This is a genomic window from Paraglaciecola sp. IT1134, assembly GCF_058068185.1.
In genome coordinates this window covers 1,726,834-1,751,884 of sequence record NZ_CM176486.1, presented here as the reverse complement: position 1 = coordinate 1,751,884, position 25,051 = coordinate 1,726,834, and the positions used below count along the sequence as shown (strand labels likewise).

General features: G+C 43.3%; 26 protein-coding genes and 1 pseudogene. 6 read left to right on the top strand and 21 right to left on the bottom strand.

Going from position 1 to position 25,051, the window contains the following annotated elements:
• Positions 1-141 precede the first annotated feature (141 nt).
• On the top strand, positions 142-1,245 hold the full coding sequence (locus AC3RV5_RS07660) for an ISAs1 family transposase (protein WP_489728374.1): 1,104 nt from the start codon (positions 142-144) through the stop codon (positions 1,243-1,245).
• 255 nt (positions 1,246-1,500) lie between these two features.
• Here the strand turns inward: AC3RV5_RS07660 and AC3RV5_RS07655 are convergent, their stop codons facing one another.
• The 7 genes from AC3RV5_RS07655 to ltrA (AC3RV5_RS07625) all read right to left on the bottom strand — a co-directional run bounded on the left by AC3RV5_RS07655 (position 1,501) and on the right by ltrA (AC3RV5_RS07625) (position 7,293).
• On the bottom strand, positions 1,501-2,484 hold the full coding sequence (locus tag AC3RV5_RS07655; protein ID WP_489731344.1) for a transposase: 984 nt from the start codon (positions 2,482-2,484) through the stop codon (positions 1,501-1,503).
• A 44-nt stretch (positions 2,485-2,528) separates the two neighbouring features.
• The gene (locus AC3RV5_RS07650; protein WP_489731343.1) at positions 2,529-3,083 is read right to left on the bottom strand and encodes a hypothetical protein; all 555 of its coding nucleotides are present in this window, start codon (positions 3,081-3,083) and stop codon (positions 2,529-2,531) included.
• Positions 3,084-3,291: 208 nt separating this feature from the next.
• Complete coding sequence (locus AC3RV5_RS07645) at positions 3,292-4,398, bottom strand: serine hydrolase domain-containing protein (RefSeq protein ID WP_489731342.1); 1,107 nt, start codon at positions 4,396-4,398, stop codon at positions 3,292-3,294.
• A gap of 11 nt (positions 4,399-4,409) precedes the next feature.
• Positions 4,410-4,592: a hypothetical protein gene (locus AC3RV5_RS07640; protein ID WP_489731341.1), complete on the bottom strand. Its 183-nt coding sequence runs from the start codon at positions 4,590-4,592 to the stop codon at positions 4,410-4,412.
• Complete coding sequence (locus AC3RV5_RS07635) at positions 4,589-5,242, bottom strand: HD domain-containing protein (protein ID WP_489731340.1); 654 nt, start codon at positions 5,240-5,242, stop codon at positions 4,589-4,591. The genes AC3RV5_RS07640 and AC3RV5_RS07635 overlap by 4 nt, the downstream gene beginning before the upstream one ends.
• Positions 5,243-5,493: 251 nt before the next feature.
• Positions 5,494-5,859, bottom strand: coding sequence for a hypothetical protein (locus tag AC3RV5_RS07630; RefSeq protein WP_489731339.1), 366 nt, complete (start codon positions 5,857-5,859; stop codon positions 5,494-5,496).
• Between the two features lie 144 nt (positions 5,860-6,003).
• Positions 6,004-7,293: a group II intron reverse transcriptase/maturase gene (gene ltrA / locus AC3RV5_RS07625; RefSeq protein WP_489730469.1), complete on the bottom strand. Its 1,290-nt coding sequence runs from the start codon at positions 7,291-7,293 to the stop codon at positions 6,004-6,006.
• Between the two features lie 889 nt (positions 7,294-8,182).
• Between ltrA (AC3RV5_RS07625) and AC3RV5_RS07620 the strand changes: the two genes are divergently transcribed.
• Positions 8,183-9,139, top strand: a complete 957-nt coding sequence (locus AC3RV5_RS07620) for an IS110 family RNA-guided transposase (RefSeq protein WP_489731338.1) — start codon at positions 8,183-8,185, stop codon at positions 9,137-9,139.
• 416 nt (positions 9,140-9,555) lie between these two features.
• Positions 9,556-11,051, top strand: a protein-coding gene (locus AC3RV5_RS07615) for an IS3 family transposase (RefSeq protein ID WP_489732115.1) whose coding sequence is annotated in 2 segments (ribosomal slippage) — positions 9,556-9,976 and positions 9,976-11,051 — 1,497 coding nt in all. Because the reading frame shifts where the segments join, the coding sequence is not laid out codon by codon here.
• Here the strand turns inward: AC3RV5_RS07615 and AC3RV5_RS07610 are convergent.
• From AC3RV5_RS07610 to AC3RV5_RS07585, 6 genes are all read right to left on the bottom strand, one after another.
• Positions 11,048-11,467: a glutathione S-transferase family protein gene (locus AC3RV5_RS07610; protein WP_489731337.1), complete on the bottom strand. Its 420-nt coding sequence runs from the start codon at positions 11,465-11,467 to the stop codon at positions 11,048-11,050. The two genes, AC3RV5_RS07615 and AC3RV5_RS07610, sit on opposite strands and share 4 nt — an antisense overlap.
• Positions 11,468-11,576: 109 nt before the next feature.
• Complete coding sequence (locus tag AC3RV5_RS07605; protein WP_489731336.1) at positions 11,577-12,032, bottom strand: GNAT family N-acetyltransferase; 456 nt, start codon at positions 12,030-12,032, stop codon at positions 11,577-11,579.
• Positions 12,033-12,113: 81 nt separating this feature from the next.
• Positions 12,114-12,404, bottom strand: a complete 291-nt coding sequence (locus AC3RV5_RS07600; protein WP_489731335.1) for a HigA family addiction module antitoxin — start codon at positions 12,402-12,404, stop codon at positions 12,114-12,116.
• Between the two features lie 17 nt (positions 12,405-12,421).
• Positions 12,422-12,712, bottom strand: a complete 291-nt coding sequence (locus AC3RV5_RS07595; protein ID WP_489731334.1) for a type II toxin-antitoxin system RelE/ParE family toxin — start codon at positions 12,710-12,712, stop codon at positions 12,422-12,424.
• Positions 12,713-12,854: 142 nt separating this feature from the next.
• Entirely contained in the window at positions 12,855-13,568 is a 714-nt protein-coding gene (gene bla, locus AC3RV5_RS07590; RefSeq protein ID WP_489731333.1) for a subclass B1 metallo-beta-lactamase, read from the bottom strand.
• A gap of 74 nt (positions 13,569-13,642) precedes the next feature.
• Positions 13,643-14,023 carry a VOC family protein gene (locus AC3RV5_RS07585; protein WP_489731332.1) on the bottom strand — a complete coding sequence of 127 codons (381 nt, stop codon included), beginning with the start codon at positions 14,021-14,023 and terminating at the stop codon, positions 13,643-13,645.
• Positions 14,024-14,685: 662 nt separating this feature from the next.
• Here AC3RV5_RS07585 and AC3RV5_RS07580 point away from each other — a divergent pair.
• The 3 genes and pseudogenes from AC3RV5_RS07580 to AC3RV5_RS07570 form a co-directional block, all read left to right on the top strand.
• Positions 14,686-15,366: a reverse transcriptase domain-containing protein gene (locus AC3RV5_RS07580; protein WP_489731331.1), complete on the top strand. Its 681-nt coding sequence runs from the start codon at positions 14,686-14,688 to the stop codon at positions 15,364-15,366.
• Between the two features lie 315 nt (positions 15,367-15,681).
• Positions 15,682-17,370, top strand: coding sequence for a recombinase family protein (locus AC3RV5_RS07575; RefSeq protein ID WP_489731330.1), 1,689 nt, complete (start codon positions 15,682-15,684; stop codon positions 17,368-17,370).
• Positions 17,345-18,040 (top strand): annotated as a pseudogene (locus tag AC3RV5_RS07570) (group II intron maturase-specific domain-containing protein); the annotation flags it as partial. The gene AC3RV5_RS07575 and the pseudogene AC3RV5_RS07570, both read left to right, overlap by 26 nt.
• A 68-nt stretch (positions 18,041-18,108) precedes the next feature.
• Here the strand turns inward: AC3RV5_RS07570 and AC3RV5_RS07565 are convergent.
• The 8 genes from AC3RV5_RS07565 to AC3RV5_RS07530 form a co-directional block, all read right to left on the bottom strand.
• Positions 18,109-18,666 carry a hypothetical protein gene (locus AC3RV5_RS07565; protein WP_489731329.1) on the bottom strand — a complete coding sequence of 186 codons (558 nt, stop codon included), beginning with the start codon at positions 18,664-18,666 and terminating at the stop codon, positions 18,109-18,111.
• Between the two features lie 105 nt (positions 18,667-18,771).
• Complete coding sequence (locus AC3RV5_RS07560; protein WP_489731328.1) at positions 18,772-19,104, bottom strand: hypothetical protein; 333 nt, start codon at positions 19,102-19,104, stop codon at positions 18,772-18,774.
• Positions 19,105-19,224: 120 nt separating this feature from the next.
• Positions 19,225-20,514: a group II intron reverse transcriptase/maturase gene (gene ltrA, locus AC3RV5_RS07555; RefSeq protein WP_489730469.1), complete on the bottom strand. Its 1,290-nt coding sequence runs from the start codon at positions 20,512-20,514 to the stop codon at positions 19,225-19,227.
• Between the two features lie 645 nt (positions 20,515-21,159).
• Positions 21,160-21,525 carry an energy transducer TonB gene (locus AC3RV5_RS07550; protein WP_489731327.1) on the bottom strand — a complete coding sequence of 122 codons (366 nt, stop codon included), beginning with the start codon at positions 21,523-21,525 and terminating at the stop codon, positions 21,160-21,162.
• Between the two features lie 42 nt (positions 21,526-21,567).
• On the bottom strand, positions 21,568-22,671 hold the full coding sequence (locus AC3RV5_RS07545) for an ISAs1 family transposase (protein ID WP_489728374.1): 1,104 nt from the start codon (positions 22,669-22,671) through the stop codon (positions 21,568-21,570).
• A 218-nt stretch (positions 22,672-22,889) separates the two neighbouring features.
• The gene (locus AC3RV5_RS07540) at positions 22,890-23,201 is read right to left on the bottom strand and encodes a hypothetical protein (RefSeq protein ID WP_489731326.1); all 312 of its coding nucleotides are present in this window, start codon (positions 23,199-23,201) and stop codon (positions 22,890-22,892) included.
• A gap of 608 nt (positions 23,202-23,809) precedes the next feature.
• Complete coding sequence (locus tag AC3RV5_RS07535; RefSeq protein ID WP_489731325.1) at positions 23,810-24,460, bottom strand: hypothetical protein; 651 nt, start codon at positions 24,458-24,460, stop codon at positions 23,810-23,812.
• 105 nt (positions 24,461-24,565) lie between these two features.
• A complete protein-coding gene (locus tag AC3RV5_RS07530) occupies positions 24,566-24,937 on the bottom strand; it encodes a molecular chaperone DnaJ (RefSeq protein ID WP_489731324.1) in 372 nt (123 codons plus the stop codon).
• Positions 24,938-25,051 lie beyond the last annotated feature (114 nt).

Genomic DNA, 25,051 nt, shown 5'->3' with positions numbered 1-25,051 from the left:
TGACGCCGTATTAGGGACAGGGCGGGATCAAACTTTAGGTTATAATTAGTCATCTATCGATCACCTATTGATATAAACAGTCTGGAACTTTTTGCTTGAGGGTCGATCAGATCGTCAACTTTCCCCAATCGGTATTATCATATGGAACTCATCGACTGCTTAAAAGACGTTCAAGAGACACGCTCGCATATTAATCAAACATATCCGTTACTGGAAATCATGTTCCTAGTGGTGGCGGCTTTAGCCTGTGGCCAGAAAGGGTGGTCAGATATACAAGATTTCGGTGACGGCAATCTTGACTGGTTACGCCGCTATTTGCCTTATGAGAATGGCATACCCACCCGGCATAACATCGCCAAGATAGTCCGTGCTGTCGTGCCGGATAGCTTTGTCGGTGCCTTAGTCAAGTGGGCGAATGTGCGGCGCACCCGCCATGGCAAGCCATTAATTGCATTAGATGGGAAAGATATTCGGGGTGTCGAGCGCAGTGGTAAAGCCTCGCCCCTGAGTATTGTCTCAGCCTTTGATGTGCAGCAAGGCTTAGTGCTCTATCATAGTGCCACACAAGGCAAAGGTCAGGAAATTCAAGCGGTGTGTGATCTGCTTGATGCACTGGATATCCAGGATTGCATTGTGACGATGGATGCACTGCACTGCCAAAGTGACACACTGAGCTTGATCAAAAAACGCGGCGGCGATGCACTCGTACAAGTCAAAAAAAACCAGGACGCCTTATTCAATCAGATAGATGGGGCATTTCAGGCATACTGGCAACAATCTCAAACCCAGGACCACATCGCAGAGGCAAGTGAGAATAAAGGTCATGGCCGGGAAGAGTCTCGTTGTGTATATAGCCTGCCTGCTACTCTTGGCGAGGCACTCAAGATAAAGTGGTCAATGTTAGAAAGCGTTATCGCGGTCGTTAGAACCCGCAAGATAGCGAATAAAGTCAGTCACGAAACCGCTTATTTTGCTTGCACCACCCACCTCCCCTTAGCCCTGGCAGCGGATGCCACACGTCGTCACTGGGACACTGAAAATCGTCAGCACTGGGTGCTAGACGTTGTATTCAGAGAAGATGCTCAAACCATTTACACACGCAAGGCCGCGCAGAATATGGCGACAGTAAGGCGTTTCGTATTGAATTTACTCAGGCGAGACAATGGGAAACAGAGCATGCCACGCAAGATGAACAAGGCGGCATGGGACGAGAACTATCGTCATGATGTGTTGTTTACAAATTAGTTACAAAGTTCGCTCGCGCCCTGGTATTAGGGAGTGTCCATCTCATCACCCATAGTAACTAAATCGAATATTCAGGGAACATCACTTTAGTGATGCTTTGTTAATGAGGGGGCTTAAGCGTCAGTCACGCCTCGATTTGCTCAGTGAGGCACCAGAATGTAAGGAATTAGCGGATTGCAGTAAGATTGCAGGCAGCATGATACGCCATAGCGCTGCGCGTGGGTGCGTGGTTTATCTAATTTCGGTAAAGGACTATCAGGCGTGTTGCAGTAACACTCTTGCCTTGCCCATCCCCCGTAATCGTTGATGGTGGGTATGGCGTTTAAAGGCATTCATCATTAGCTCTGCCCCGGCGGCATAACAAAAGTGTTTTTCAAACTCAGTGGTTAAGGTTAACCACTGCTGTGAGTCTAGGCCCAATCGTTCCAAAATAGGGCTAAGGTGGTCTTCGATGTGACCGGCTTTGTCGTCTCGAATACAGCGGCCTGTGGCGTCCACCAGTTCGCAGTAATCTTTTAAATGGTACGCAATACCCTTGGGCATGGTTTGTCTGGGGTTGCCCACAAAAGGCATTAAGGATTTGGGTTGGCGCTGTTTGTTTTTCACCGCCTCAGTGCGTTTTTTGATGCTGGTGTGCTTTGAGGTTTCAGGGGTCTTTTCCATTTTCGCTCTAATGGGGTTTAAATCTACGTAGGCCATACAGGCCAGTACCGCACTTTCATCTAATAAGGCTTGCGACTTAAACCGCCCTTCCCAAAACCGACCTGTGCAGCCATCTTCTTTATTGGCTTCGCGGGCAATGTATTCATTGAGGTCGCGCATAAACCAGCTGATGTCGTACAAGCGCTGACGATACTGCTCAACGGTTTCATCGAAGGTAATCAGCTCACCTAGGCTTAACGTGTCTCCCTTTACAAATTTCTGGGTTAACAGCGTGCCTTTGTGCAATTTATGATAGCGGCTTAACACCTCTTCGGTATCCCAATTGTCGGCCATGGCCTTATCGACATGCACCACCACATGAGTATGGTTGCTCATGACCGCATAGGCACATATGTCAATAGCGAATAGGGTCGATAAAAACAGCAAACGGTCTTCTACCCAGCCTCGTCGGTGCTCATAACTTTGGCCTGAATACTTATCTGTACCGCATAGGAATGAGCGGCGAACGCAGCGGGACACACAATGATAATAGGGCGTATCAAGTAAACTGACTTGGCTTTTGCGAGGCTGGGGCATAACCCACCTACCTGACTAAGAATGAAACACCTGTTAAGTGTAGTTCAGTTCAAAAAAGAGGCAAAATTAACATGGCTGTCTTCGTAATTGTTTTGAGGCTCTTCATACTTGCCATCTATTAGGCGTGAATAACTCATATACCCGCTACCATCCTTGAAATCTAAAACATAAAAATAGTATGTCCCTTTAGGTGAGGCTGAGAAACCTACAATAGGTATGTCTTTGAAAGGTTCAAGGTTCTTCATCTCTGATACATTAGGGTTGAATCGTTCCTTATATTTACTGATATCAGTTGACCCAATAGATTTCCTACTCCATCTATTATCTTTGTACTTCATAACCAACCATGTAGGTTCTTTATATTTTCCACCAGACCTAGTGAACGAGAGCTCCCTCATATCGGGCAAAAACAATACTTCGGTTTCAAGATGCTCTTGAGTGGAAACAATACCTGGTGCAAAAAATTCAGGGATTAAGCCTGGTGGCTTTTGTCCTAAATAGCGATCTTCTAAAACTGGAGATTCATCTTGACTATAACTTTTGCTACTCATAATAAAGATAGAAAGCAGCAGAGTTATTGAAATACAAATACGTTTCATAAACTATCCTTTTTTTAAAATCGACAAACCATTTAACTTCGCATAAATACAATTGAACAATCGGTCGTTTTAACCAAGCTGGCTTCATAATACCTGGCGTTCTAGTGACTTTTAGTTGACTTTTTCTAACGGTGTTAAACAACTTATGAGGTGTATATAACGCTCGCATTCAGCGGTTTATCCGCTGAAATGCTTTGTTGTACGCACTTTAGTTATGCTTTTGTTTGATAATAGAAAGGATGAGGCTATCAATTTCATTATTCACTGCGCCAATACTACTATTATTTAATATCACATAACCAAAATTAAGGTCAGTAATAGAACGTGATAGCGAGATCCAACCTCGATTAAATCCAGCAAAGCCGAGACTATTGTTTTCTGAGTCAACTACATAGCTCATGCTCCAGCGCCCGTTAGTATTCGGAGCTGGTTCTATCATCAGATCAATGAGTTTTTCTGGCAACAACGTTACACCATTATAATGCCCATCGTTGTTGCGCAACACTGCCATATTAAAGCGAGCTAAATCTATAGACGTTGTTTGTAAACCTGCAGCTGCTTTTTCATCGAAGTACAACATACCAGTTACTTTGCCGGTATCGTCATAAGGTGTTGCCGACTTATTCATTACTTTTTCAGTAATGTTGAAAGTAGAATCCTTCATATTTAGAGGTTCGAACACATTTTGCTGCATATAGTCTTCAAATGCCATGCCGGATACATCTTCAATTAAAAGTTGCACTACTGAATACCCACCACCAGAATAAGACCACTTTGTATCGGGCGCATGGATAAGTTCAACGGGTCCAGCACCATTGTTATCACCATTTAGTGAATCAACAATAGATAATAATTTTTCGCGAGAGTCCCATCCTACATAAGGTCCCAGCGACAAGCCTGAAGTGTGAGATAGGATATTTCTTAACGTTACTTTTTTTACGTTAAACTCAGAATTAGGAATCTGCCAGCGTTTGAGATATTGATTAATTGGCGCATCTAAATCGACTTTGCCTTGGGCTACAAGTTGCATTGCTCCCCAAGCAGTAACCAGCTTAGAAATAGATCCTACGTTAAACATTGTGCTTTGGGTAATTTCCGCTTCGGTTGCTACGTCGGCAAAACCATAAGAGCGAAATTCAACGATTCTATTTCCATTGACGAATGCAAGTGCGACACCGGGAGCTTTGTGTTTATCTAAAATCTTCGGTATGCCATTGTCCAAGCGCCTTGTGAGTTCAGACACATCAGTAATTTCTTCCGCAATAACAAAATTGGCCAAAACGACCGCAGATATTATCAAAATAGATTTAATCATGACTTTCCAAATTAACATGGCTGTCTTCGTAATTCGTATGATTTACCATTTGCATATTTTTCTCTCTCGACACAAAAGTCTGTTGGGTCTTCTATTTCTATGGTCGCCGGATTGTTGTTATCTTCATCAAGACTTAATTCTTGGTACAGTCCAGCTCCAAAATCTGGTCTGTAAATCCACTCTTTGGTGCTCATTCTGACCTTCGCTTTAAGTATTCTTGGTAAAGCGCTTCGTTTGCGTCACGGCATTCAAGTGCAACTTGGTCAAGCCATATAAGATACTCAGCTATTCTGTCCTCAGCCCAAGATGCCGGTTTTGACGAGGCGTTCGAACAAGCGTCTGCTAATTTTATTGACTTAACTGAGCTTGGAGCACTATTTAATTTTTGTAGAACAAGGTCACGTCGATTCAATAGCGTTTGTGTTTTATCGTCGCTCAGCGCTGAAACAATGCTGGCAACACGACTGCCAAAATTTATTTTTAACTCGTGTTCTGTAATGTTTGTATCTTCGATAATATCATGAAGAATTCCCGCAAGTATTATATCTTCGTCACCTACGTTACCAACGTTGGAAAGTAAATTCATGACTTCAATCAAATGATTTATGTAAGAGCTGTTATCGCTTTTTCTCTGTTGTTGTGAGTGTGCCTTAGATGCCATTTGTAATGCTTTAGAGACACGACTGTACGACTTATAATTGACTAAAAAGAACTCATTGTTGACGACGTTAACGTCAACAGCTACTAGTTCAATAAAGTAGCCTTCGAATTCAAATGATTTTTCATCGAATTCTGGTTCATCGCGGTATCTACCTACACATGCAGCAGTTACTTTGTTTCGCAAAGATAAAGAACTCAGGTCAACAATTCGACAAAATTAACATGGCTGTCTTAGTAATTGTCTTTAACCCTAGTATTACTATTATAATTTTATTCATCAATCTCTCCGTTTTTCCTGCCTAACGCCCCGCTCACCTGCACATACTGCGGAGAGCATTTTTGTGTGACAATGAAGCGCAACGACAGACACAAAAACGAGCGTAGCAGTATGTGTCAGCGTGCAGCGGCTTGTTATGCGTGAGCCGACGCACAAACCTAATTCTGCTCACCAGTACCAACAAACCCCACCATTCGGGATACTAGATCACCGTCTTTTTCCACAAAATACTGACCGAGTTGAACTTGTTCAGAGCCATCAGGCCCCATTCCGCCGAAAGCGACGGTGACACGCGTGACGCCGGCGACCGTATCAGTTTTAATAACTTTTGCTGACCAACCCGGAGCACTTGCGCTAAACATGCCTACATAGTTATTTAATGCTGCGATGCCATTTACAGTTTCGGGTGTACGAGGATCATCGTAGCGTATAGTTTCTGTCACAGAACTATTTAATTTTGCAAGTCGAGTCTCAGCTTCCTTAATTTCCCATGTGTCGAAAAAGGTTGTGATGCAATCTGACATATTCCTCTCCTAATTTGAATTTGTATTTAACGCAATCGTGGTAGAGCGGCCCATTACTGAGCCGACCCCACACAGATCCGGACGTGCGGAATTACCGCATCCGGCTCTTCAGTTATATGTTCACGCGTGTAAATCACGCCCATCTTAGTACCAGTCAACATTGATCACTCTTTTGCTAACTCGTAGCTTCTGTATTTGGAAATACTCTAGCATCTTCTTAAAATTACTCCAGTTGTAACTCCGACGACCACTGCGTCTGTTCAGCCATTTGTACAGACTATGCAATACATAGTTGTACAACTTGCTCACACTGCGGCTATTGTCAGGCAGACCGAAGTAATTTCTAAACCCTGTCAGTTTACGTTTTAATTGAGGCAACCACATCGCTAGCTTTTGCGAGCGTTTGGATTTGATGAACTGGTAAAATTCGCTAAGGCTGGTTTGCTGCTTTTTGCTTGCAGTTCGTCGCCGTAGTCTTGGTTTACCATTTACATCCACTCCCCAGTAAAATGCAAAGCCCAAGAAGACAAACTGCCGCTTACTACTTGGTTGGAATCGACTAAATCTTAATAGACTGGTCTTTTCCGCCGCGGTATCAAGTTTGAACTTCTTTAGCCGTTTTGGTAGCACTCGGTAAAATCGCTCTGCATCATTGGCATATTGAAACGCGCACACAAAATCATCCGCGTAGCGGATCAGCATGGCTCTGCCTCGCATGCGAGGTTTTACTTTCTTCTCAAACCATAGATCCAATGCATAATGCAGATAGATATTAGCCAACACTGGGCTAATGATACCGCCCTGAGGTGAGCCACGTTGGGGTTTGATGTATGTCCCATCGGGGGCTTTTATCCGTGCTTTTAACCATTGTCCAATCAGGCTCAATAGTGCTTTATCGTCAATGCGCTGCTTGAGCATCATCATCAGCCAGTCATGGTCAATGTTATCGAAGAAGCCTTTAATATCCGCCTCTACAATATAACCGTAGCCTTTAAACTGGAGATTTAACGCCAAGCTGTGTACCGCTTGATGAGCACTTTTCTGCGGTCGGTATCCATAGCTGTTTGGCAAGAAATCCGCTTCCCAGATACTTTGCAGTATCTGGCTTACGCTTTGCTGCACAAGCTTGTCATCAACCGTTGGAAGTCCTAATGGGCGTTGCTTGCCATTACTTTTTGGGATGAAGACACGTTTAATGTCATTCGCACGATAACACTTGGTTGTCAGTGCAACACGTAAACGTGTGAGGTTTTCCACAAGCGACTGCTGGTATGTTGGCACTGTAATGCCATCAACACCTGGCGCGGCTCGTTTATTCAGTTGCTCCCAGCTTTGATACAGTAAATCGTCACCTAGCAATCCATATAGGCTCTGAAATCTGTGGCGGGGATGGGTTTGTGATTTAAATGTGATGGCGTTTAGTTCGGTTGTCATAGTGGTTCCAGCCCTACTTTGTCCGGCCTATGTGTCTGCTAAACACCTGATATAACTGTCAGCTCCTTCGCCATGTACAAGGCTTTCCCCTGCTCAGACTACTACGGGCTGATCTGACTGCCGAAGGGTCATCGTTGGCCTCGCTTGTGGCTTAGCTACCCTACCATTTCCTTATGGAACACCTTTGGCTCTCTCAAGTTCCTGATGCATCTCTTTATACATGCCACGGCTTGATAACTGGACTGACTCGCCACAACCTTGCCGCTTCAAATATCTTGAATAATGGTTGCTTTGCGTGGACTTCGACGGCGTTACAAGCCTCGTCAGTCAGGACTTTATTTATTATCCCAGCGATACCAGCACTTCAGGAACACGTATTCCCTATGGCCTATATAATTCTCTGTCTACGCTTCACATTGGTTGTTCATCTGATTGTGTCCTCACACAGCAAAGCACTTCCTTTGCTCAGACTCCGCGCAATGCGCAAGACTCGATACGGGTGGCTGGCTAAACCTTACCCGACAGGGACTTACACCCTGCAAGATGCATCAAGCTTCCTTGACGCACTAACGCCTAAATAACAGGCTAAGTAATGGTTGGCTAAAATTGTGTAGCGAAGCGAAACGTAGCCAACTGTTACGTGTCCTTGTTGATTTTCTTGTATGGATAATAACTCATGTAAATTATCCTGATATTAATCGGGGTGAGGTAAAGTGAGACCCAAGCTTTAGCAGCAACTAAAGCCTTCTTTTGTGGTAGTTCGATTGATTGATGGCTCCTCAGTTGAGAGACCGATAACAAGAAAGAACGCCACGAAGGACTCCAAGCAAAACACTCGAATAGTCTACTGGGTCTCAACCCGCATTATGCAAGCAAGAGTTAGCTTATTATGAATACAAAAACAAATCAAAGCGTTAACGTCGGTGTCGATACAGGCAAGTTTCAATTAGATATTTACATTCGCCCTCTCGATATTTACTTCACTGTTTCTAACGATGAAAAGGGTATTAAAGAAGCCATTAAAAAAATCCAACAGCATTCACCTGGGCGCATTGTCATTGAAGCGACTGGCCGATTAGAAATGCCGTTCATTGTCGCCTGTGCGAACGCTAATTTGCCTTTCGTCGTGGCTAATCCTATTCACATTAAACGCTTTGCTGGGGCAATAGGTCAGCGCGCTAAAACAGACAAACTAGATGCTCAACTAATTGCTCATTATGGTGAGGCTATTCAGCCTAAGTTATCTCAGTTAAAGCCAGAAACGATGCAGGCTATGAGTGATTTAGTTGCAAGACGAAATCAATTATTGGTTATGCAAACGATGGAAAAGAACCGTCTACAAATCCTGCCGAAAGAACTCGCCATGACCATTAAACCTGTTCTCACCGCTTTCAAAAACCAGATAACCAAAATTGAGAATAAAATCGTCGCTCTCATAGAGTCTTGTCCTGATTATCAAGCGAAGAACTGCATCTTACAGAGCATGAAAGGAATAGGAAAAATAGCCTCCGCTTCTATCATCAGTAACTTGCCAGAGTTAGGTTACATGACCAACAAACAAGCCTCTGCGCTAGTCGGTGTGGCTCCCATGAATCGAGAAAGTGGGCGCTATAAAGGACTGCGGAAAATCCAAGGAGGCAGACATCAAGTCAGGACTGTTTTGTACATGGCTATGATGTCAGCGATACAAAGTAACCCCGTATTTAAGGAAACGTATCAACGATTAATTGCAGCAGGTAAACCCAAGAAAGTGGCTATTATCGCGTGCATTAGAAAGATGGTCGTCATCTTAAATTCAATGCTCAGAGATGGGGTTATGTGGGAAGCGCCAAAGGCTACAAATTAACTATTGACGCCATAGTCTCTTGTTAGGCATCACTTTCCGGTTGCCTAGAAGATTTATCAGTAAATACTGCCAACTGAGCTTTAAAGGCACGTTTGTACGCCGGGCGCGCCTTACTACGGCGCACATAAGCTGCTAGATTTACATAGCTTTCTAAAATGCCCGAACCGCTCAGCCTACGTAGTACCTGCACCATCAATAAATCGCCAGCGCTGAATGATCCATCTAGCCAATCACCTTTCCCCAGACGGGCAGAAAGAATGTCAAGGCGACTACGAATTCGATCTTCGACAATACGAAGGCGATCTTCGTGCCACCCGCTATGTCAGGGTAGTTGTCGCCTCATTTTTTAATCAATGGAGACAATAATGCCGGCACATGCAGTAGACTTGGACACTAAACAACAAGGTCAAACGTGGTTGTTACCGCCTTATTCTTATTCACTTAGGCAAATCGCAAGTGAATTAGATGTTGGCTTAGGTACGGTTCAAAAGTGGAGACAGGAATTGGTTGATAATGGACATCAATTTGAAAGCGATAAATCAGAGGGCAGTGGTTATTCAGCCGACCAGAAGTTTGCAGCCGTCATTGCAACGGCCGTTATGTCTGAACATGAATTAGCAAGTTATTGCCGCGAACATGGTTTGTTTGTAGAGCAAATTAAATCGTGGAAGGCTTTATCTATCGCTGCTCACAAACCTTCGCAGGATAGCCAATATAAGCTAGATACTGCTCGACGAGCTGATAAGAAGAAAATCAAATCGTTAGAAAAAGAGTTGAATAGAAAAGATAAAGCACTGGCGGAAACCGCAGCATTGTTGGTACTGCGGGAAAAGTACAATGCCCTCTGGGACAACAGCGAGGAAGATTAACTCCTCCCTTAGAGCGGCATAAAATGATTAAGATGATTGATTCAGCGGTATTAAGCGGCGCTAGAAAAGCGATAGCGTGCAAAACGCTTGGATTATCCGTGCGCACTATTCAGCGTTGGTATCACGAGAAAAGCGGACAATTATTTGAAGATGCAAGACCTAACGCCATTAGGCCGACACCTACAAATAAACTATCATCCGAGGAAACTGCGCTTATCCTTAAGACCTGTAGCGAAGCTGAATTTGCCAGTTACCCACCAGGTTATATTGTGCCTACACTGGCTGATAACGGTTGTTATATTGGCTCTGAATCAACATTTTATAGAACACTTAAGAATGCGGGGCAACTAGCTGACCGTTCGTTGACTAAATCGCAGCATCAACGAACAAAACCAGGTGCTCAGATAGCCACTAAACCCAATGAAGTGTGGACTTGGGATATTAGTTATTTAGCCACCCAAACAAGGGGGCAGCATTACTATTTATATATGATTGTCGATATATTTAGTCGTAAAATTGTGGGCGCAGATGTATATGAGCAAGAGTTGGGTGAGCTTGCCGCAGACTTTCTTCAGCGCACCATTTGGAGTGAGAAATGTATCAACAAAAATACTGTTTTACACTCTGATAACGGTGCACCAATGAGAAGTTTTACTATGCAGGCAAAAATGCGAGATTTAGGCGTTGCCAGCTCATACTCAAGGCCAAGAGTAAGCAATGACAACCCGTATTCTGAATCACTGTTTAGAACCACTAAATATCATCACTCATGGCCTAAAGATGGCTTTAAAAGTTTAGTAGAAGCAAGGGAGTGGGTCACAAACTTCGTTAACTGGTACAACAAAATTCACAAACATAGTGGCATTAAATACGTCACACCCGAGCAGCGGCACAATGGGCTAGATACCCAGTTACTACTAAATAGAAAAGAAACATATTTGAAAGCACAGCAAGCAAATCCATCTAGATGGCGAAATAATATTAGAAATTGGGACTATATTGATGAAGTGTTTTTAAATCCTGAAAGTAAGAACGTTGCTTAGCAACAAAATGCGACAACTACCTTGAAAAATGGCGGCCACGGCTGATCGCTCTCCAAATATATTGAAACTTCTCGTTGAACGATGACGGGCTCCACAGTGGAAAGAGCAGTAAACATCCAGGTGATCGCACGGGCTCGGGCATTTGCCTCGTTCGGCAGCAGGCCAGCGTGCTGCTCTGCGATATGGAGCACGATGGAACCTGACTCGAATAAGACGAGATCGCCTTTTTCGTATGTAGGAATTTGCCCAAAAGGCTGAAGAGTGCGATGAGCGTTTTCTTTCATAGCACTGAATGATACAAGGCGAACTTCATACGGCTGGCCGACTTCTTCAAATGCCCAGCGAACGGGCATGTCTCGCGCGAGCCCCTGACCGCGATCAGGCGACGATTCAAAAGCAGTAATAGTCGGAATCATCTTCGTGCCTCCTGTGATGCCTAACGCCTTACTAAGCGGCTAAAAATAGTTGGCTATAATTTGCGAGGAACGAGCACAGCCAACTGTTTGTGTCCGTTTGAGCAACTTGTTAGATAGCAAACTTCACTGACATTGCTACTTTTTTAATACCGTGTGATGGAGTCCATCTTTTAAACTCAAGAAAACCATGTTTCTTATATAAATTAATAGCGGGCTTATTTACAGCAGCAGTTTCTACTGTAGCACTTGATATATCAAATGAATTTAGTACATAATTTATCAATTTGTCTGCGATCCCTTTTCTAAAATACTTTGGGTCAACTGTTAAACTATGAATATCTAAGTGCTTTTCATCTATTTTTATTTCAATAACTGCGGCAAGACAACTTTCATAACTAAAACCATAAAAATTAGTTTTTGAATTTACTATATCGTTAGAACTTCTTAATAAAGGCGGAAAATCAACAACACCAACAAGTTGTGCTTCAATCTGGTAAGAGTTTTGAAAAACAGAATGTATTTCCTTTGCAATAATGTCATTTGAATTTTCAAGTGCTGCTATCATACTTCGTTTAGCTCCAAAGCCAGAATTGCTATCTAACGCCACAATTTGGCGGGCGTTTTTTGCATCGCTAACATTGTTTTGTTACATGCCGACAGCGATTAATGGCTGAACATGGTGATTTGGCCGATTGGCCGACAAGTCATGAACAGATTGCAGATTGAGCCAAAATTCTGGAGTAGTACTTAAAGCATCAGAAAGTAGCCAAGCAGTTTCTGGAGTAACTCCTCGTTTACCGCGGACAATTTCGTTAACCCGTTGAACAGGTACACCAACGTGTGTAGCAAGAGCTTTTTGGGTTAATTCAAGCGGCTCTAGAAATTCCTTGAGTAAGATAACGCCCGGATGAGTGGCTGTTCTATTTGACGGGATCATAATTCACCTTTTCAATATTAGTGATAGTCTACAATTTGGACTTCATGTGCTGCATTGGAATCCCAACGAAAAACAATTCGCCATTGTGAATTAATGCGAATGCTGTGAAACCCTTTAAAATCGCCCTTCAATGGTTCAAGTCTATTACCAGGAGGCGACCGAAGATCATCTAAGTTCTGGGCGGCATTGAGTACATCGAGCTTGTAAAGAGCGGTCTCAGGTAATTGATTTTGTAACTTCCGAACTTGACGACTTGATACACCATGAAATAGGTCAGAAGTTGCTTTGTCGCCGAAAGAGATAATCATATAAAATATATTAACGGAATCACGGTACCCATGCAACGGATATTAGAGCATGTAACGCCTCACTAAGAGGCAAATAATAGTTGGTCAAAATAAGCGACGAAGGAGAAAAAACCAACTGTTATTTGTCCTTTTGAGTGACTTGTTAGAGGCCTTTTGCACCTAAGGCAAGTTTAACAGTATGCTTAAGTAAATTAATATCACCGACTTTACCGTGTCCCGGTACTACGACCTCAACATTAGGATATTTATTAATAACCTTTTTTATTGATGCTGGCCATATATCTATTGAAGCATCTTCAATATTGCCTAAATTTTTGCTATGAATACTCTTGACGAAACAGCCACCAAATAAAATCTTATCCTTTGGGAGCCAAACAACAATATTGTCTTCTGTATGGCCTTTGCCAGGGTAGAATATTTCTATCGTACCTTTTACCAACTCAAATGTATTACTTGAGATTTCATGGCTAGATTGTTGTTTATCTTTTAGGTTAAGTAGAGTGTTAGTTTTACGTGTGGCGTATGATTTTATATTAGACTTATTCAATAATGGGATACCACTACTAGCATCTTCATGGAAGTGAGTAATGACGCTACTTTTAATGACAAAACCTTTTGAATGGATCCAATTGATTAATTCTTCAGTTGGCTCTTGCCCCCAAGGAGTATCAATTATATAAGCGTCATTTCCATCAACAACAACTAAACCAGATGCACCGACTTTACCCCAAGGTTCAACTACTTTGAAAGAAATATGTTGATATACATTATCTGCTAATTTAGTGATTTTTAATTTCTCAGTGTTTGCATAAGTAAAACCTGACACTAAGAACAAAAAGGTGATGATGAATCTCATACTTCGGAGGCCTCTAACGCCACAATAAAACGCGCGTCTTCTGCGTCGTTTTTAATTGTTTTGTTAAGTGATAACTAGCTCCACACATTTGCATTTTTCTCGAAATCTGGGGTGCATTTACGGACAACACAAAAATTTTGTCCGGTTGGGGCTTCCATAACGCACCAAGAGTTAGTACGTTTTACTTGCTTTGCGCCGTTTCCTTCTAAGCGCTTTATCTCCGCTTCAACATCGTCAGTTTCTATATCTAAGTGAACTCGACTTTGATGATTTACCGATTGCACCTCGATATGCATCATGTTGGTTGAATCAACTAAACGAACGTATTTTTCCCCTTCCTCACCAGGTAATTTCTGAACTGCCATGCCAAGGGCGCTTCCCCAAAACTCTGCGGCACCGTTCAGGTCATCAGTTTTGCAATCAACAATAAATCCAGCGAGTTTACTTTTATGCATCAACAATATCTCCTAATTTTCTCACTTAACGCCTTGCTCAGCGGCAATTCAAAGTGGCACGTTTTTGCGAAAGCAAAACAAGTGACGCTTTGAATTGTCCGCTGGAGCTATTTGTGTACGCCCAGCATGGGCATGAACTAATGAGCGGAGTCCGCCCCGGGTGAAAGTCCTCTGTAGGAAGGTCACCGTTTATTTAACTTATTGTTATTAAACGTTAACTACTAGCGAATGGCAAGGGCCAAACCGTGAGGTTTGGTCTGAAGGAAGCCGGACGCAAATCTGCGAGCTGATGAACAAGAACATCATATGAGGCGTAGGCTGAAGGTGAGTTGGCACAAGACGACGAAACCATGTGATCTAACGGCCACCGTAAATGATGCAGCAGTGCAGAGACAGTTCATGCTCTTATCTGGGTGGGGCCGGCCTTCCGGAGATCTGCTTAACAAGCGATCGGTAACTAACCAGTGAGGCTCTGGTATACAAGTGCCTTGGCTTTTCAGTGTCATCGACTGGAAAGAGCAAATAGATGAAAACCGATAGCGCATAACGGTGTAAGCCGTTCTGTGATTATGCAGAAGTCAGCAGACGACATAGTAGCCAAACGCCCATCGTAATGGTTGGGACACGGTGAAGGTCCGAACATTTAGAACAAAGGAGGAGCCTTGTCAGACTTGAACACACGAATGCCGTCCGGTAGTGACGTGACTCAGCGTATTGATAAGCAGCCAGCCTTTAGTGCAGATCTACTTGGGCTTATTCTTCGTCCAGCCAATATTCTGGCTGCATGGAAACGAGTTCGAGCCAATAAGGGGGCTGCTGGCATTGATGGAATGATCATTGATGACTTCCCCGCTTGGGCAAAGGATGGAAACTGGAAACGTATTATGTCTGAGCTTCGCTCAGGACAATACCAACCTTCACCCGTTCGACGTGTGGCAATTGATAAACCCGATGGCGGTAAACGTCAGTTGGGTATCCCGACCATCATCGACCGCGTGATCCAACAAGCTATTGCTCAAGTCCTTACGCCTATTTTCGATCCGACCTTCTCAGACAACAGTTTTGGGTTCAGGCCAAATCGAAATGGGCAACAGGCGGTAAAACAGGTACAAAGCATCATTAAAACGGGTCGCCGTTTTACAGTCGATGTTGATCTGTCGCAGTTCTTTGACCGCGTTAATCATGATTTACTCATGACGCACCTTGGCTATAAAGTGAAGGACAAGCGTTTGTTAAGATTGATAAAACGTTACTTACGAGCTGGGGTTATCGATAACCAGTTTTATAGTGAGAGTCGAGAAGGTGTGCCACAAGGGGGGCCATTAACTCCAACAACAACATAGCAAAAACAAGTGTAAGATATGGAATTCGTATTGATCGGGTGTGCCTGAAGCAGGGGTTCAAAGGGATCTCAGATAGCCATATCAGTCTTTACCTTGACGTTGATATCGGTATTTCATCCTACAGGACGTGTATGCTATGAAAAAACACCCACCACCACTCAAAATCCGAGTCGCATTCGAGCCTAATCGTTTTTCATCCGATAGTCTGACCAAGGTTTATGAGCAATTGAATAAGATCCAGTCGTATCCTATTACAAAGACACAAAAAAATGATGAAGTCTGCATCACCAAAACCTCGAAAGTGGGTGGCAACGGATGAGCAATAATAAAATGGTCGCACTCTATGCTCGCGTATCATCAGACCAACAGGCTAAAAACGACAATGTTGGGAGCCAAATTGACTTACTAAAAGCGAAGATTGAAGCCGATGGAGAAACCCTCATTGAAGACATGATGTTTGTCGATGCGGGGATCAGTGGAGCTACCTTAATTCGCCCTCAACTGGAGAGACTCAGAGACGCCGCTTCTATCGGGATGATTGATTTGCTTTATATCCTTGCACCAGATCGGTTATCACGAAAGTACGCACATCAGGCGCTATTGATGGAAGAATTTGCAGGCTTAGGCATTAAGGTTCGGTTTTTGAATCATGATATCGGCAAAACACCAGAAGATGAAATGCTGCTTCAGATGCAAGGCATGTTTGCTGAATACGAGCGCGCAAAAATCATGGAGCGTAACCGTAGAGGCAAGCTCCACCGAGCTAAAGGCGGCAGCGTCGATGTTCTATCCAATGCCCCCTTTGGCTACCGTTACGTCCGTAAGCAACAGGGTGGGCAAGCAGCTCAATACATCATCGATTTACACCAGGCCACGACGGTGCGACAGATATTTCAGTGGATTGGCGAAGAACGGTTGAGCATAGGCGAGGTCAGCCGGCGTCTAAGTGATGCAGGAATAGAGACTCAAACAGGAAAAGCAAATTGGGATCGGAGCGTGATCTGGGGGATGTTACAAAATCCGGCCTACATGGGCAGAGCCGCCTTTGGTAAGACCAAAACCACAGAGTACAGGGATAGAATTCGTCCACAAAAACACAGCGCCGAAACACCAAAGAAGCCGTATTCAGTATCAAAAGCCAATCAAGAAGACTGGATAGAAATAGCGGTACCTGCGCTTGTTAGTGAAGCGCTATTTTTAACGGTTCAAGATCAGTTGGAAGAAAACAGGAAGCAAGCCCGACAACGCCGTAGAGGCGCTGCCCACTTACTTCAAGGGCTAGTCGTTTGCGGGCATTGCCATTATGCGTATTACGGCAAGAAAATCAGTCCATCGGCAGCTAGGGGTAAGAAAGCCTATGCGTACTACCGCTGCATTGGAACGGATGGTTACCGGTTTGGTGGGCAACGGATATGCGATAACAAACAAATCAGAACAGAAAGGTTAGATGAAATAGTTTGGCAGCAGATGGTCGATCTATTAAATCATCCAGAGCGATTAGAGAAGGAACATGAACGACGTCTGGATTTATTGCAACAGGATAAAAAAGCCAATGAGAAGTACGACACAATAGCGCTGGAAAAGCAAAAGAACCGTTTAGAAAAAGGTCAATCTCGGCTCATTGACAGCTATGCAGAAGGTGTAATCGACAAAGAGGATTTTGAACCCAAGATCCGTCAGCTAAAAAGTAAGATACAGCAAATAAACCAACAAATTGAAGTCTGCCAGCATAACAGCGTCAGCCAAATGGAACTATTTCTGGTCGTTAGTCGGCTAGAGGAATTTGCAAAAACGGTAGCAGAGTCTTTAGGTACCATCGACTTCAATAGTCAGAGAGAAATTATCAGAGCACTGGTGAAACGCGTTGAGGTTTACAAAGAAGAAGTTAATATCGTATTTCGTATAGAGCCGCAGAGTAATTTAGGCGGTAATAATGGTGCATCGACTACTAAGGGCAAACTTATGCAATATTGTAAGCGGAGTATTGTCTCCTTTGCTGGCTAACATCATGCTTGACCCATTGGACAAAGAGCTTGAGAAACGAGGCCACCAGTTTGCTCGATATGCGGATGATTTTACCATACTGGTGAAGAGTCCCCGTGCGGGTAAACGGGTGCTGAGTAGTATCAGCAGATTCCTGAATAACCGCTTGAAACTGATCGTTAACACGGTCAAAAGTCACGTCGTTAAAACCAGTGAAAGCAAGTTCCTTGGATTCACGTTCAAGGCAGGTCGCATTCAATGGCACCCAAAGACATTGCTGAAATTTAAGCAACAAGTCCGAAGGTTAACGAACCGTAACTGGGGCGTGTCCATGCGCTACCAACTCTTTAAAATCAGCCAATATTTACGCGGCTGGATAAACTACTTTGGTATCGCTAATGGCTATCAACGATGTGTCGATCTGGATCATTGGATCAGGCGCAGAGTGAGAATGGCCTATTGGCGACAGTGGCGAAGGCCACGCACCAAAGTCAGAAGTTTAATGAGATTAGGACGGTCCGACGCTCGGGTGCATGTTCAGGCAGCAGTTGCTTGTGGCATAACCAGCAAAGGGCCATGGCGTAGTGCTAAAACTCCGGGGATCAACCAAGCATTATCGCTTGATTACTTAAAATCCGAAGGGCTTTATTCACTACGTGATGGTTGGATTGCGCTTCACTATCCTAAGTGAAACGCCCTGTGCGGAGCCGCATGCAGGGTGTTGTGGGGGCTGGAGGTTAGAGACCTCTGGCTACCCGATTATAAAACATGCTCGATCGGAGCCTCTTCAGCTAAATTTTCCAAGTAACACTCAAGATTGCCTTTAATTTTTTCAAAGACTCTAGGAAAATAATTCGCCAACTCCTGGAACGTTGGGTTGTCAGATTCAGGGCCATGATGGTAATAACGCATATGTTCAAGAATGTTTGCCTTCTCTTCAGAAGATAAGGTTTCAAGCGGATTTGACGAGTTATAACCATGAAAGTTAGAAAGGTGAATAAAGGCGCACCCAAATTTGTAAACAGAGCGCGCCCACCCTTCAAATTGTTCTGACACTTCAACCATCACTGCATCAGTGACGACAGCTTGCTTACCTTTTGGAGTTGTGATCTTCCACCGCTCGCCGTTAACGGTGCATGCCATGAGTCTTTTTCGTTCTTCAAGATCTGGAATTGCTAACAGGTAAAGAATCCTAATTAGGGAATCTAGCTCCTGCCTCAGGATTGACATCATTGAACCGGGAAGGTCATGTATACGAGAAAATGCTATCTCGTGTTCATCTGACCGTGATTTTATTAGCTGTATAAAATCTTGCACGTAACCTCCCTTGTTTTATAACGCTGAGTTAAACGGCCAAGCGCTTTTTGCTTGGTCCGAGCTGTGCGTGTTTTTTGCACAGCGATTTGAACGATTTGTTATGTGCTACAACCATTTTTGTAACTCTGCCTCAGTCATAAGCTCTTTCGAGTTATTTGGTATACCCCAAAACCAAAAATGTGATTTAGGATAGCTGCCATGTATGCATTTTTTAGTAGTAATTAAAATATTTTTCAATAATGAGTCTGCTTTTTCAATTCTAGGCATCATTGAAATAATATCATTATTCTTTTCATCAATTGCTTCTTGTATAAATAGACAGCATGTCATGTCGTTAGTGTATTCATAGATTATTTCTTCATACCCTTCAGCAATATACGTGACTAAAGCCTCATATTCACTTACCCACCGCTCTTCTTTATTTAAATTTCTATACATTATTTACACAATCGTGGTAGAGCGGCCCATTACTGAGCCGACCCCACACAGATCCGGACGTGCGGAATTACCGCATCCGGCTCTTCAGTTATATGTTCACGCGTGTAAATCACGCCCATCTTAGTACCAGTCAACATTGATCACTCTTTTGCTAACTCGTAGCTTCTGTATTTGGAAATACTCTAGCATCTTCTTAAAATTACTCCAGTTGTAACTCCGACGACCACTGCGTCTGTTCAGCCATTTGTACAGACTATGCAATACATAGTTGTACAACTTGCTCACACTGCGGCTATTGTCAGGCAGACCGAAGTAATTTCTAAACCCTGTCAGTTTACGTTTTAATTGAGGCAACCACATCGCTAGCTTTTGCGAGCGTTTGGATTTGATGAACTGGTAAAATTCGCTAAGGCTGGTTTGCTGCTTTTTGCTTGCAGTTCGTCGCCGTAGTCTTGGTTTACCATTTACATCCACTCCCCAGTAAAATGCAAAGCCCAAGAAGACAAACTGCCGCTTACTACTTGGTTGGAATCGACTAAATCTTAATAGACTGGTCTTTTCCGCCGCGGTATCAAGTTTGAACTTCTTTAGCCGTTTTGGTAGCACTCGGTAAAATCGCTCTGCATCATTGGCATATTGAAACGCGCACACAAAATCATCCGCGTAGCGGATCAGCATGGCTCTGCCTCGCATGCGAGGTTTTACTTTCTTCTCAAACCATAGATCCAATGCATAATGCAGATAGATATTAGCCAACACTGGGCTAATGATACCGCCCTGAGGTGAGCCACGTTGGGGTTTGATGTATGTCCCATCGGGGGCTTTTATCCGTGCTTTTAACCATTGTCCAATCAGGCTCAATAGTGCTTTATCGTCAATGCGCTGCTTGAGCATCATCATCAGCCAGTCATGGTCAATGTTATCGAAGAAGCCTTTAATATCCGCCTCTACAATATAACCGTAGCCTTTAAACTGGAGATTTAACGCCAAGCTGTGTACCGCTTGATGAGCACTTTTCTGCGGTCGGTATCCATAGCTGTTTGGCAAGAAATCCGCTTCCCAGATACTTTGCAGTATCTGGCTTACGCTTTGCTGCACAAGCTTGTCATCAACCGTTGGAAGTCCTAATGGGCGTTGCTTGCCATTACTTTTTGGGATGAAGACACGTTTAATGTCATTCGCACGATAACACTTGGTTGTCAGTGCAACACGTAAACGTGTGAGGTTTTCCACAAGCGACTGCTGGTATGTTGGCACTGTAATGCCATCAACACCTGGCGCGGCTCGTTTATTCAGTTGCTCCCAGCTTTGATACAGTAAATCGTCACCTAGCAATCCATATAGGCTCTGAAATCTGTGGCGGGGATGGGTTTGTGATTTAAATGTGATGGCGTTTAGTTCGGTTGTCATAGTGGTTCCAGCCCTACTTTGTCCGGCCTATGTGTCTGCTAAACACCTGATATAACTGTCAGCTCCTTCGCCATGTACAAGGCTTTCCCCTGCTCAGACTACTACGGGCTGATCTGACTGCCGAAGGGTCATCGTTGGCCTCGCTTGTGGCTTAGCTACCCTACCATTTCCTTATGGAACACCTTTGGCTCTCTCAAGTTCCTGATGCATCTCTTTATACATGCCACGGCTTGATAACTGGACTGACTCGCCACAACCTTGCCGCTTCAAATATCTTGAATAATGGTTGCTTTGCGTGGACTTCGACGGCGTTACAAGCCTCGTCAGTCAGGACTTTATTTATTATCCCAGCGATACCAGCACTTCAGGAACACGTATTCCCTATGGCCTATATAATTCTCTGTCTACGCTTCACATTGGTTGTTCATCTGATTGTGTCCTCACACAGCAAAGCACTTCCTTTGCTCAGACTCCGCGCAATGCGCAAGACTCGATACGGGTGGCTGGCTAAACCTTACCCGACAGGGACTTACACCCTGCAAGATGCATCAAGCTTCCTTGACGCACTAACGCCCAATTAACGGGCAAAAAATTGTTTGCTAAAATGTTGAGGAGCGAAAACAGCAAACTGTTTTTTGTCCCTGTTTAATTTCTTGTTAGGTGAAATATTGCCTCTACAACAACCTTTTGACCTGAATACTTAGGATGATACATGTTTTTACTTAACGTATAAGTTGCTTCTTTTATTAATTCATCATTAGCGTCGCTAGTTGACTTTATGTTCGTAGGTTTTCCATCTTCACCCACAACAAACGCCAACTGAACAATACCAGATAAGTTTCTTTGAATGAAATCCTCAGGATATCTTGGTGTTATTTTAATTATAGCTTTAGGCCCACTAATGGGTTTCATGTCGGTCCATATATCGCCCAAATCACTAGAATGATCATTCGCTGTATTTGCACAGCCTGACAATATTATGATTAAAATTAAACTCCAAACTTTATTCATTACTCTTTTCACCTAACGCCAGGGCGCGAGCGAACTTTGTAACTAATTTGTAAACAACACATCATGACGATAGTTCTCGTCCCATGCCGCCTTGTTCATCTTGCGTGGCATGCTCTGTTTCCCATTGTCTCGCCTGAGTAAATTCAATACGAAACGCCTTACTGTCGCCATATTCTGCGCGGCCTTGCGTGTGTAAATGGTTTGAGCATCTTCTCTGAATACAACGTCTAGCACCCAGTGCTGACGATTTTCAGTGTCCCAGTGACGACGTGTGGCATCCGCTGCCAGGGCTAAGGGGAGGTGGGTGGTGCAAGCAAAATAAGCGGTTTCGTGACTGACTTTATTCGCTATCTTGCGGGTTCTAACGACCGCGATAACGCTTTCTAACATTGACCACTTTATCTTGAGTGCCTCGCCAAGAGTAGCAGGCAGGCTATATACACAACGAGACTCTTCCCGGCCATGACCTTTATTCTCACTTGCCTCTGCGATGTGGTCCTGGGTTTGAGATTGTTGCCAGTATGCCTGAAATGCCCCATCTATCTGATTGAATAAGGCGTCCTGGTTTTTTTTGACTTGTACGAGTGCATCGCCGCCGCGTTTTTTGATCAAGCTCAGTGTGTCACTTTGGCAGTGCAGTGCATCCATCGTCACAATGCAATCCTGGATATCCAGTGCATCAAGCAGATCACACACCGCTTGAATTTCCTGACCTTTGCCTTGTGTGGCACTATGATAGAGCACTAAGCCTTGCTGCACATCAAAGGCTGAGACAATACTCAGGGGCGAGGCTTTACCACTGCGCTCGACACCCCGAATATCTTTCCCATCTAATGCAATTAATGGCTTGCCATGGCGGGTGCGCCGCACATTCGCCCACTTGACTAAGGCACCGACAAAGCTATCCGGCACGACAGCACGGACTATCTTGGCGATGTTATGCCGGGTGGGTATGCCATTCTCATAAGGCAAATAGCGGCGTAACCAGTCAAGATTGCCGTCACCGAAATCTTGTATATCTGACCACCCTTTCTGGCCACAGGCTAAAGCCGCCACCACTAGGAACATGATTTCCAGTAACGGATATGTTTGATTAATATGCGAGCGTGTCTCTTGAACGTCTTTTAAGCAGTCGATGAGTTCCATATGATAATACCGATTGGGGAAAGTTGACGATCTGATCGACCCTCAAGCAAAAAGTTCCAGACTGTTTATATCAATAGGTGATCGATAGATGACTAATTATAACCTAAAGTTTGATCCCGCCCTGCACCTAACGCCCCATTAAGAGGCAAATAATAGTTGATTATAATAGCGAGGTACGAGCAAAAACCAACTGTTTTTTGTCCTGCTTGAATGTCTTGTTAGCCGTTAATTTCAACACTTATTAAAAACTGTTGATCACAAAAGTTTTTGTAATGATTTATTATTTGATAACCTCCACATATTGGACTAAATGATTGCTTCGTTTCATTTTTTTCAAGCATGCTTTGAATCATATCAAAAATCCTAATTCCGCCTGACATACATTCTGAGTCGCCACAATGAATTTTATTCTCAACATTTCCATTTGAAAAGCTCAAACTTTTAATATGATGTATGCCTTTTTCTTTCACCTCACAATCTACTTTTATGCTTTTTATAGATGGAAATCGTGCTTCAAACTCTGAATTCATGAGGGATCCTTTTGACGGCTAACGCCCTATTAACAGGCAAAATAGAGTTGGCTAAAATAAGTGAACGGAGTGAACAAAAAGCCAACTTTATTTTGTCCTTTTTTAATAGCTTGTTATACGTTTAGACACACCACTTATTAATAATGGTCAACTCCATCTTTTTAAAGTCAGTGTCATCTAGTGTGCATTCAATTGAGTGAATATCTTTGTCCTTTGTATGAACTAGAACTGCATAGCCATTGGTATACAAACACTTTAAATTGTTTGGTATTTCAAAGTGCGAGAAATCTTTTATATTCAATATCCAAAGTGTTGCATTTCCTTGTTTATAATATATTTTAGAGTTTTTAAGCAATAAACGATGATGAACAACCTCTTGGTAGCCTTCGGGCTTAAACAGTAACCTATATAGCCACACCAATCCCGTGAACGAACCATAGGAGCTAATTTTTATTTCTACTTGCCACTCAAACATATATATATTCACAAGAAACGTATAACGCTCGGCTCAGCTGCGGCTGGAGCGGAGCGAATTTTGTGTTATTGTTTGAGCGCTAGCGAGTAACGCAAAAGGCGCGTAGTGCCAGCCGTCAGACTGGAGTCGCTTGTTAAACGATACCAAGCTCACGCCTCATTTCCCTGAACATTTGTTCTTGGATATCGACTAGATCTTTACCTGAATCCGAAAACTCTTCAGCCATATACTTCTGGACATATGCATTTGTTTCGTCTGGAGAAGTTATAAATTTAGTCGCATTAGAATTCATCCAGCTTAAGAAACCAACAGTCTTCTCCTGGGCTTGCTCAAGAAGAACGATATACTTATCCAGAAGTGCCAGTAATTCTTCCCCCGCCTCAAGTCTAAGCCCTCCAATTTCATTTTTAAATGTAAAAAATTGATCAGAAACATCGCCTTGAAGGGCAAAAATACTTTTAATATATTTCAAGGTGTTTTCATCCGATGGGTCTTGCAGTAACTCAACAATTCCTTCTTGGAAGGAATTGAAAAGTGCTCTTCTTGAGTTTGTTGAGTAAGCGTCCATCATGGAATAGTACTTTTTATACTGCGCCAACTTCCCCTCATAGAGGCGCTTCTTTTTGTCTAAGTCATATTCAAGATCTTTTTTCAAATGTTCAAGATCTTGATCGTATTCATGCTTAATCGACTGCTTTAGGCGCTCTTTAAGCCAGAATATTCCGATGACATTCACTAGCCCGGCTACAATTGCAGACGTTGTAATTGTTGTAGTGAAGTCCAATCGATACTCCTATTCGTTTAACGCTTAAGCTAAGCGGAAAACGCGAACGTTTTGGCGCAGCCAGTGAGTGATTTTCCGATTAAGCTTTTTGTTATGTAACACTTATTACGAGCCTTTCATGATATTTTTGTTTAATTGCTCGAATTCTTTCATTAATTTATCACAATCTACTTTTTTAGCTTGGCAGAGTGCAGACATTTGAATGTATATGGCTTGATTTTTCTCAAGAACTTTACGCTTTATCGCTGCTGGATGAGCGGCGTGAGACTCAGGCGTAAACGACCACAAAACCATGTTCGAATCTTCTTTATCTTCGATAATAGTCCAGCCACCTTGGATACTTAATTTTGTGCCTTCTTTATTTTTTAATGCTTGGAGGGCAATATCGACTGTTTTATACCCAATAGAACTGTTTTCAGAAGAAAAGGAAGGGTAAGCGAACAAAGCGCTCAGAAATGCTAAAGAAATAATTTTCACAAAACTCTCCGTGTTACAATCGTGGTAGAGCGGCCCATTACTGAGCCGACCCCACACAGATCCGGACGTGCGGAATTACCGCATCCGGCTCTTCAGTTATATGTTCACGCGTGT

Coding starts and splice junctions, on each gene's coding strand:
- AC3RV5_RS07575 (WP_489731330.1), top strand. CDS start 15,682: ATGAGCAATAATAAAATGGTCGCACTCTATGCTCGCGTATCATCAGAC.
- AC3RV5_RS07630 (WP_489731339.1), bottom strand. CDS start 5,859: ATGTCAGATTGCATCACAACCTTTTTCGACACATGGGAAATTAAGGAA.
- AC3RV5_RS07545 (WP_489728374.1), bottom strand. CDS start 22,671: ATGGAACTCATCGACTGCTTAAAAGACGTTCAAGAGACACGCTCGCAT.
- ltrA (WP_489730469.1), bottom strand. CDS start 20,514: ATGACAACCGAACTAAACGCCATCACATTTAAATCACAAACCCATCCC.
- AC3RV5_RS07540 (WP_489731326.1), bottom strand. CDS start 23,201: ATGAATTCAGAGTTTGAAGCACGATTTCCATCTATAAAAAGCATAAAA.
- AC3RV5_RS07650 (WP_489731343.1), bottom strand. CDS start 3,083: ATGAAACGTATTTGTATTTCAATAACTCTGCTGCTTTCTATCTTTATT.
- bla (WP_489731333.1), bottom strand. CDS start 13,568: ATGAGATTCATCATCACCTTTTTGTTCTTAGTGTCAGGTTTTACTTAT.
- AC3RV5_RS07595 (WP_489731334.1), bottom strand. CDS start 12,712: ATGATTATCTCTTTCGGCGACAAAGCAACTTCTGACCTATTTCATGGT.
- AC3RV5_RS07600 (WP_489731335.1), bottom strand. CDS start 12,404: ATGATCCCGTCAAATAGAACAGCCACTCATCCGGGCGTTATCTTACTC.
- AC3RV5_RS07655 (WP_489731344.1), bottom strand. CDS start 2,484: ATGCCCCAGCCTCGCAAAAGCCAAGTCAGTTTACTTGATACGCCCTAT.
- AC3RV5_RS07640 (WP_489731341.1), bottom strand. CDS start 4,592: ATGAGCACCAAAGAGTGGATTTACAGACCAGATTTTGGAGCTGGACTG.
- AC3RV5_RS07660 (WP_489728374.1), top strand. CDS start 142: ATGGAACTCATCGACTGCTTAAAAGACGTTCAAGAGACACGCTCGCAT.
- ltrA (WP_489730469.1), bottom strand. CDS start 7,293: ATGACAACCGAACTAAACGCCATCACATTTAAATCACAAACCCATCCC.
- AC3RV5_RS07610 (WP_489731337.1), bottom strand. CDS start 11,467: ATGATTCCGACTATTACTGCTTTTGAATCGTCGCCTGATCGCGGTCAG.
- AC3RV5_RS07560 (WP_489731328.1), bottom strand. CDS start 19,104: ATGTATAGAAATTTAAATAAAGAAGAGCGGTGGGTAAGTGAATATGAG.
- AC3RV5_RS07585 (WP_489731332.1), bottom strand. CDS start 14,023: ATGCATAAAAGTAAACTCGCTGGATTTATTGTTGATTGCAAAACTGAT.
- AC3RV5_RS07645 (WP_489731342.1), bottom strand. CDS start 4,398: ATGATTAAATCTATTTTGATAATATCTGCGGTCGTTTTGGCCAATTTT.
- AC3RV5_RS07620 (WP_489731338.1), top strand. CDS start 8,183: ATGAATACAAAAACAAATCAAAGCGTTAACGTCGGTGTCGATACAGGC.
- AC3RV5_RS07605 (WP_489731336.1), bottom strand. CDS start 12,032: ATGATAGCAGCACTTGAAAATTCAAATGACATTATTGCAAAGGAAATA.
- AC3RV5_RS07550 (WP_489731327.1), bottom strand. CDS start 21,525: ATGAATAAAGTTTGGAGTTTAATTTTAATCATAATATTGTCAGGCTGT.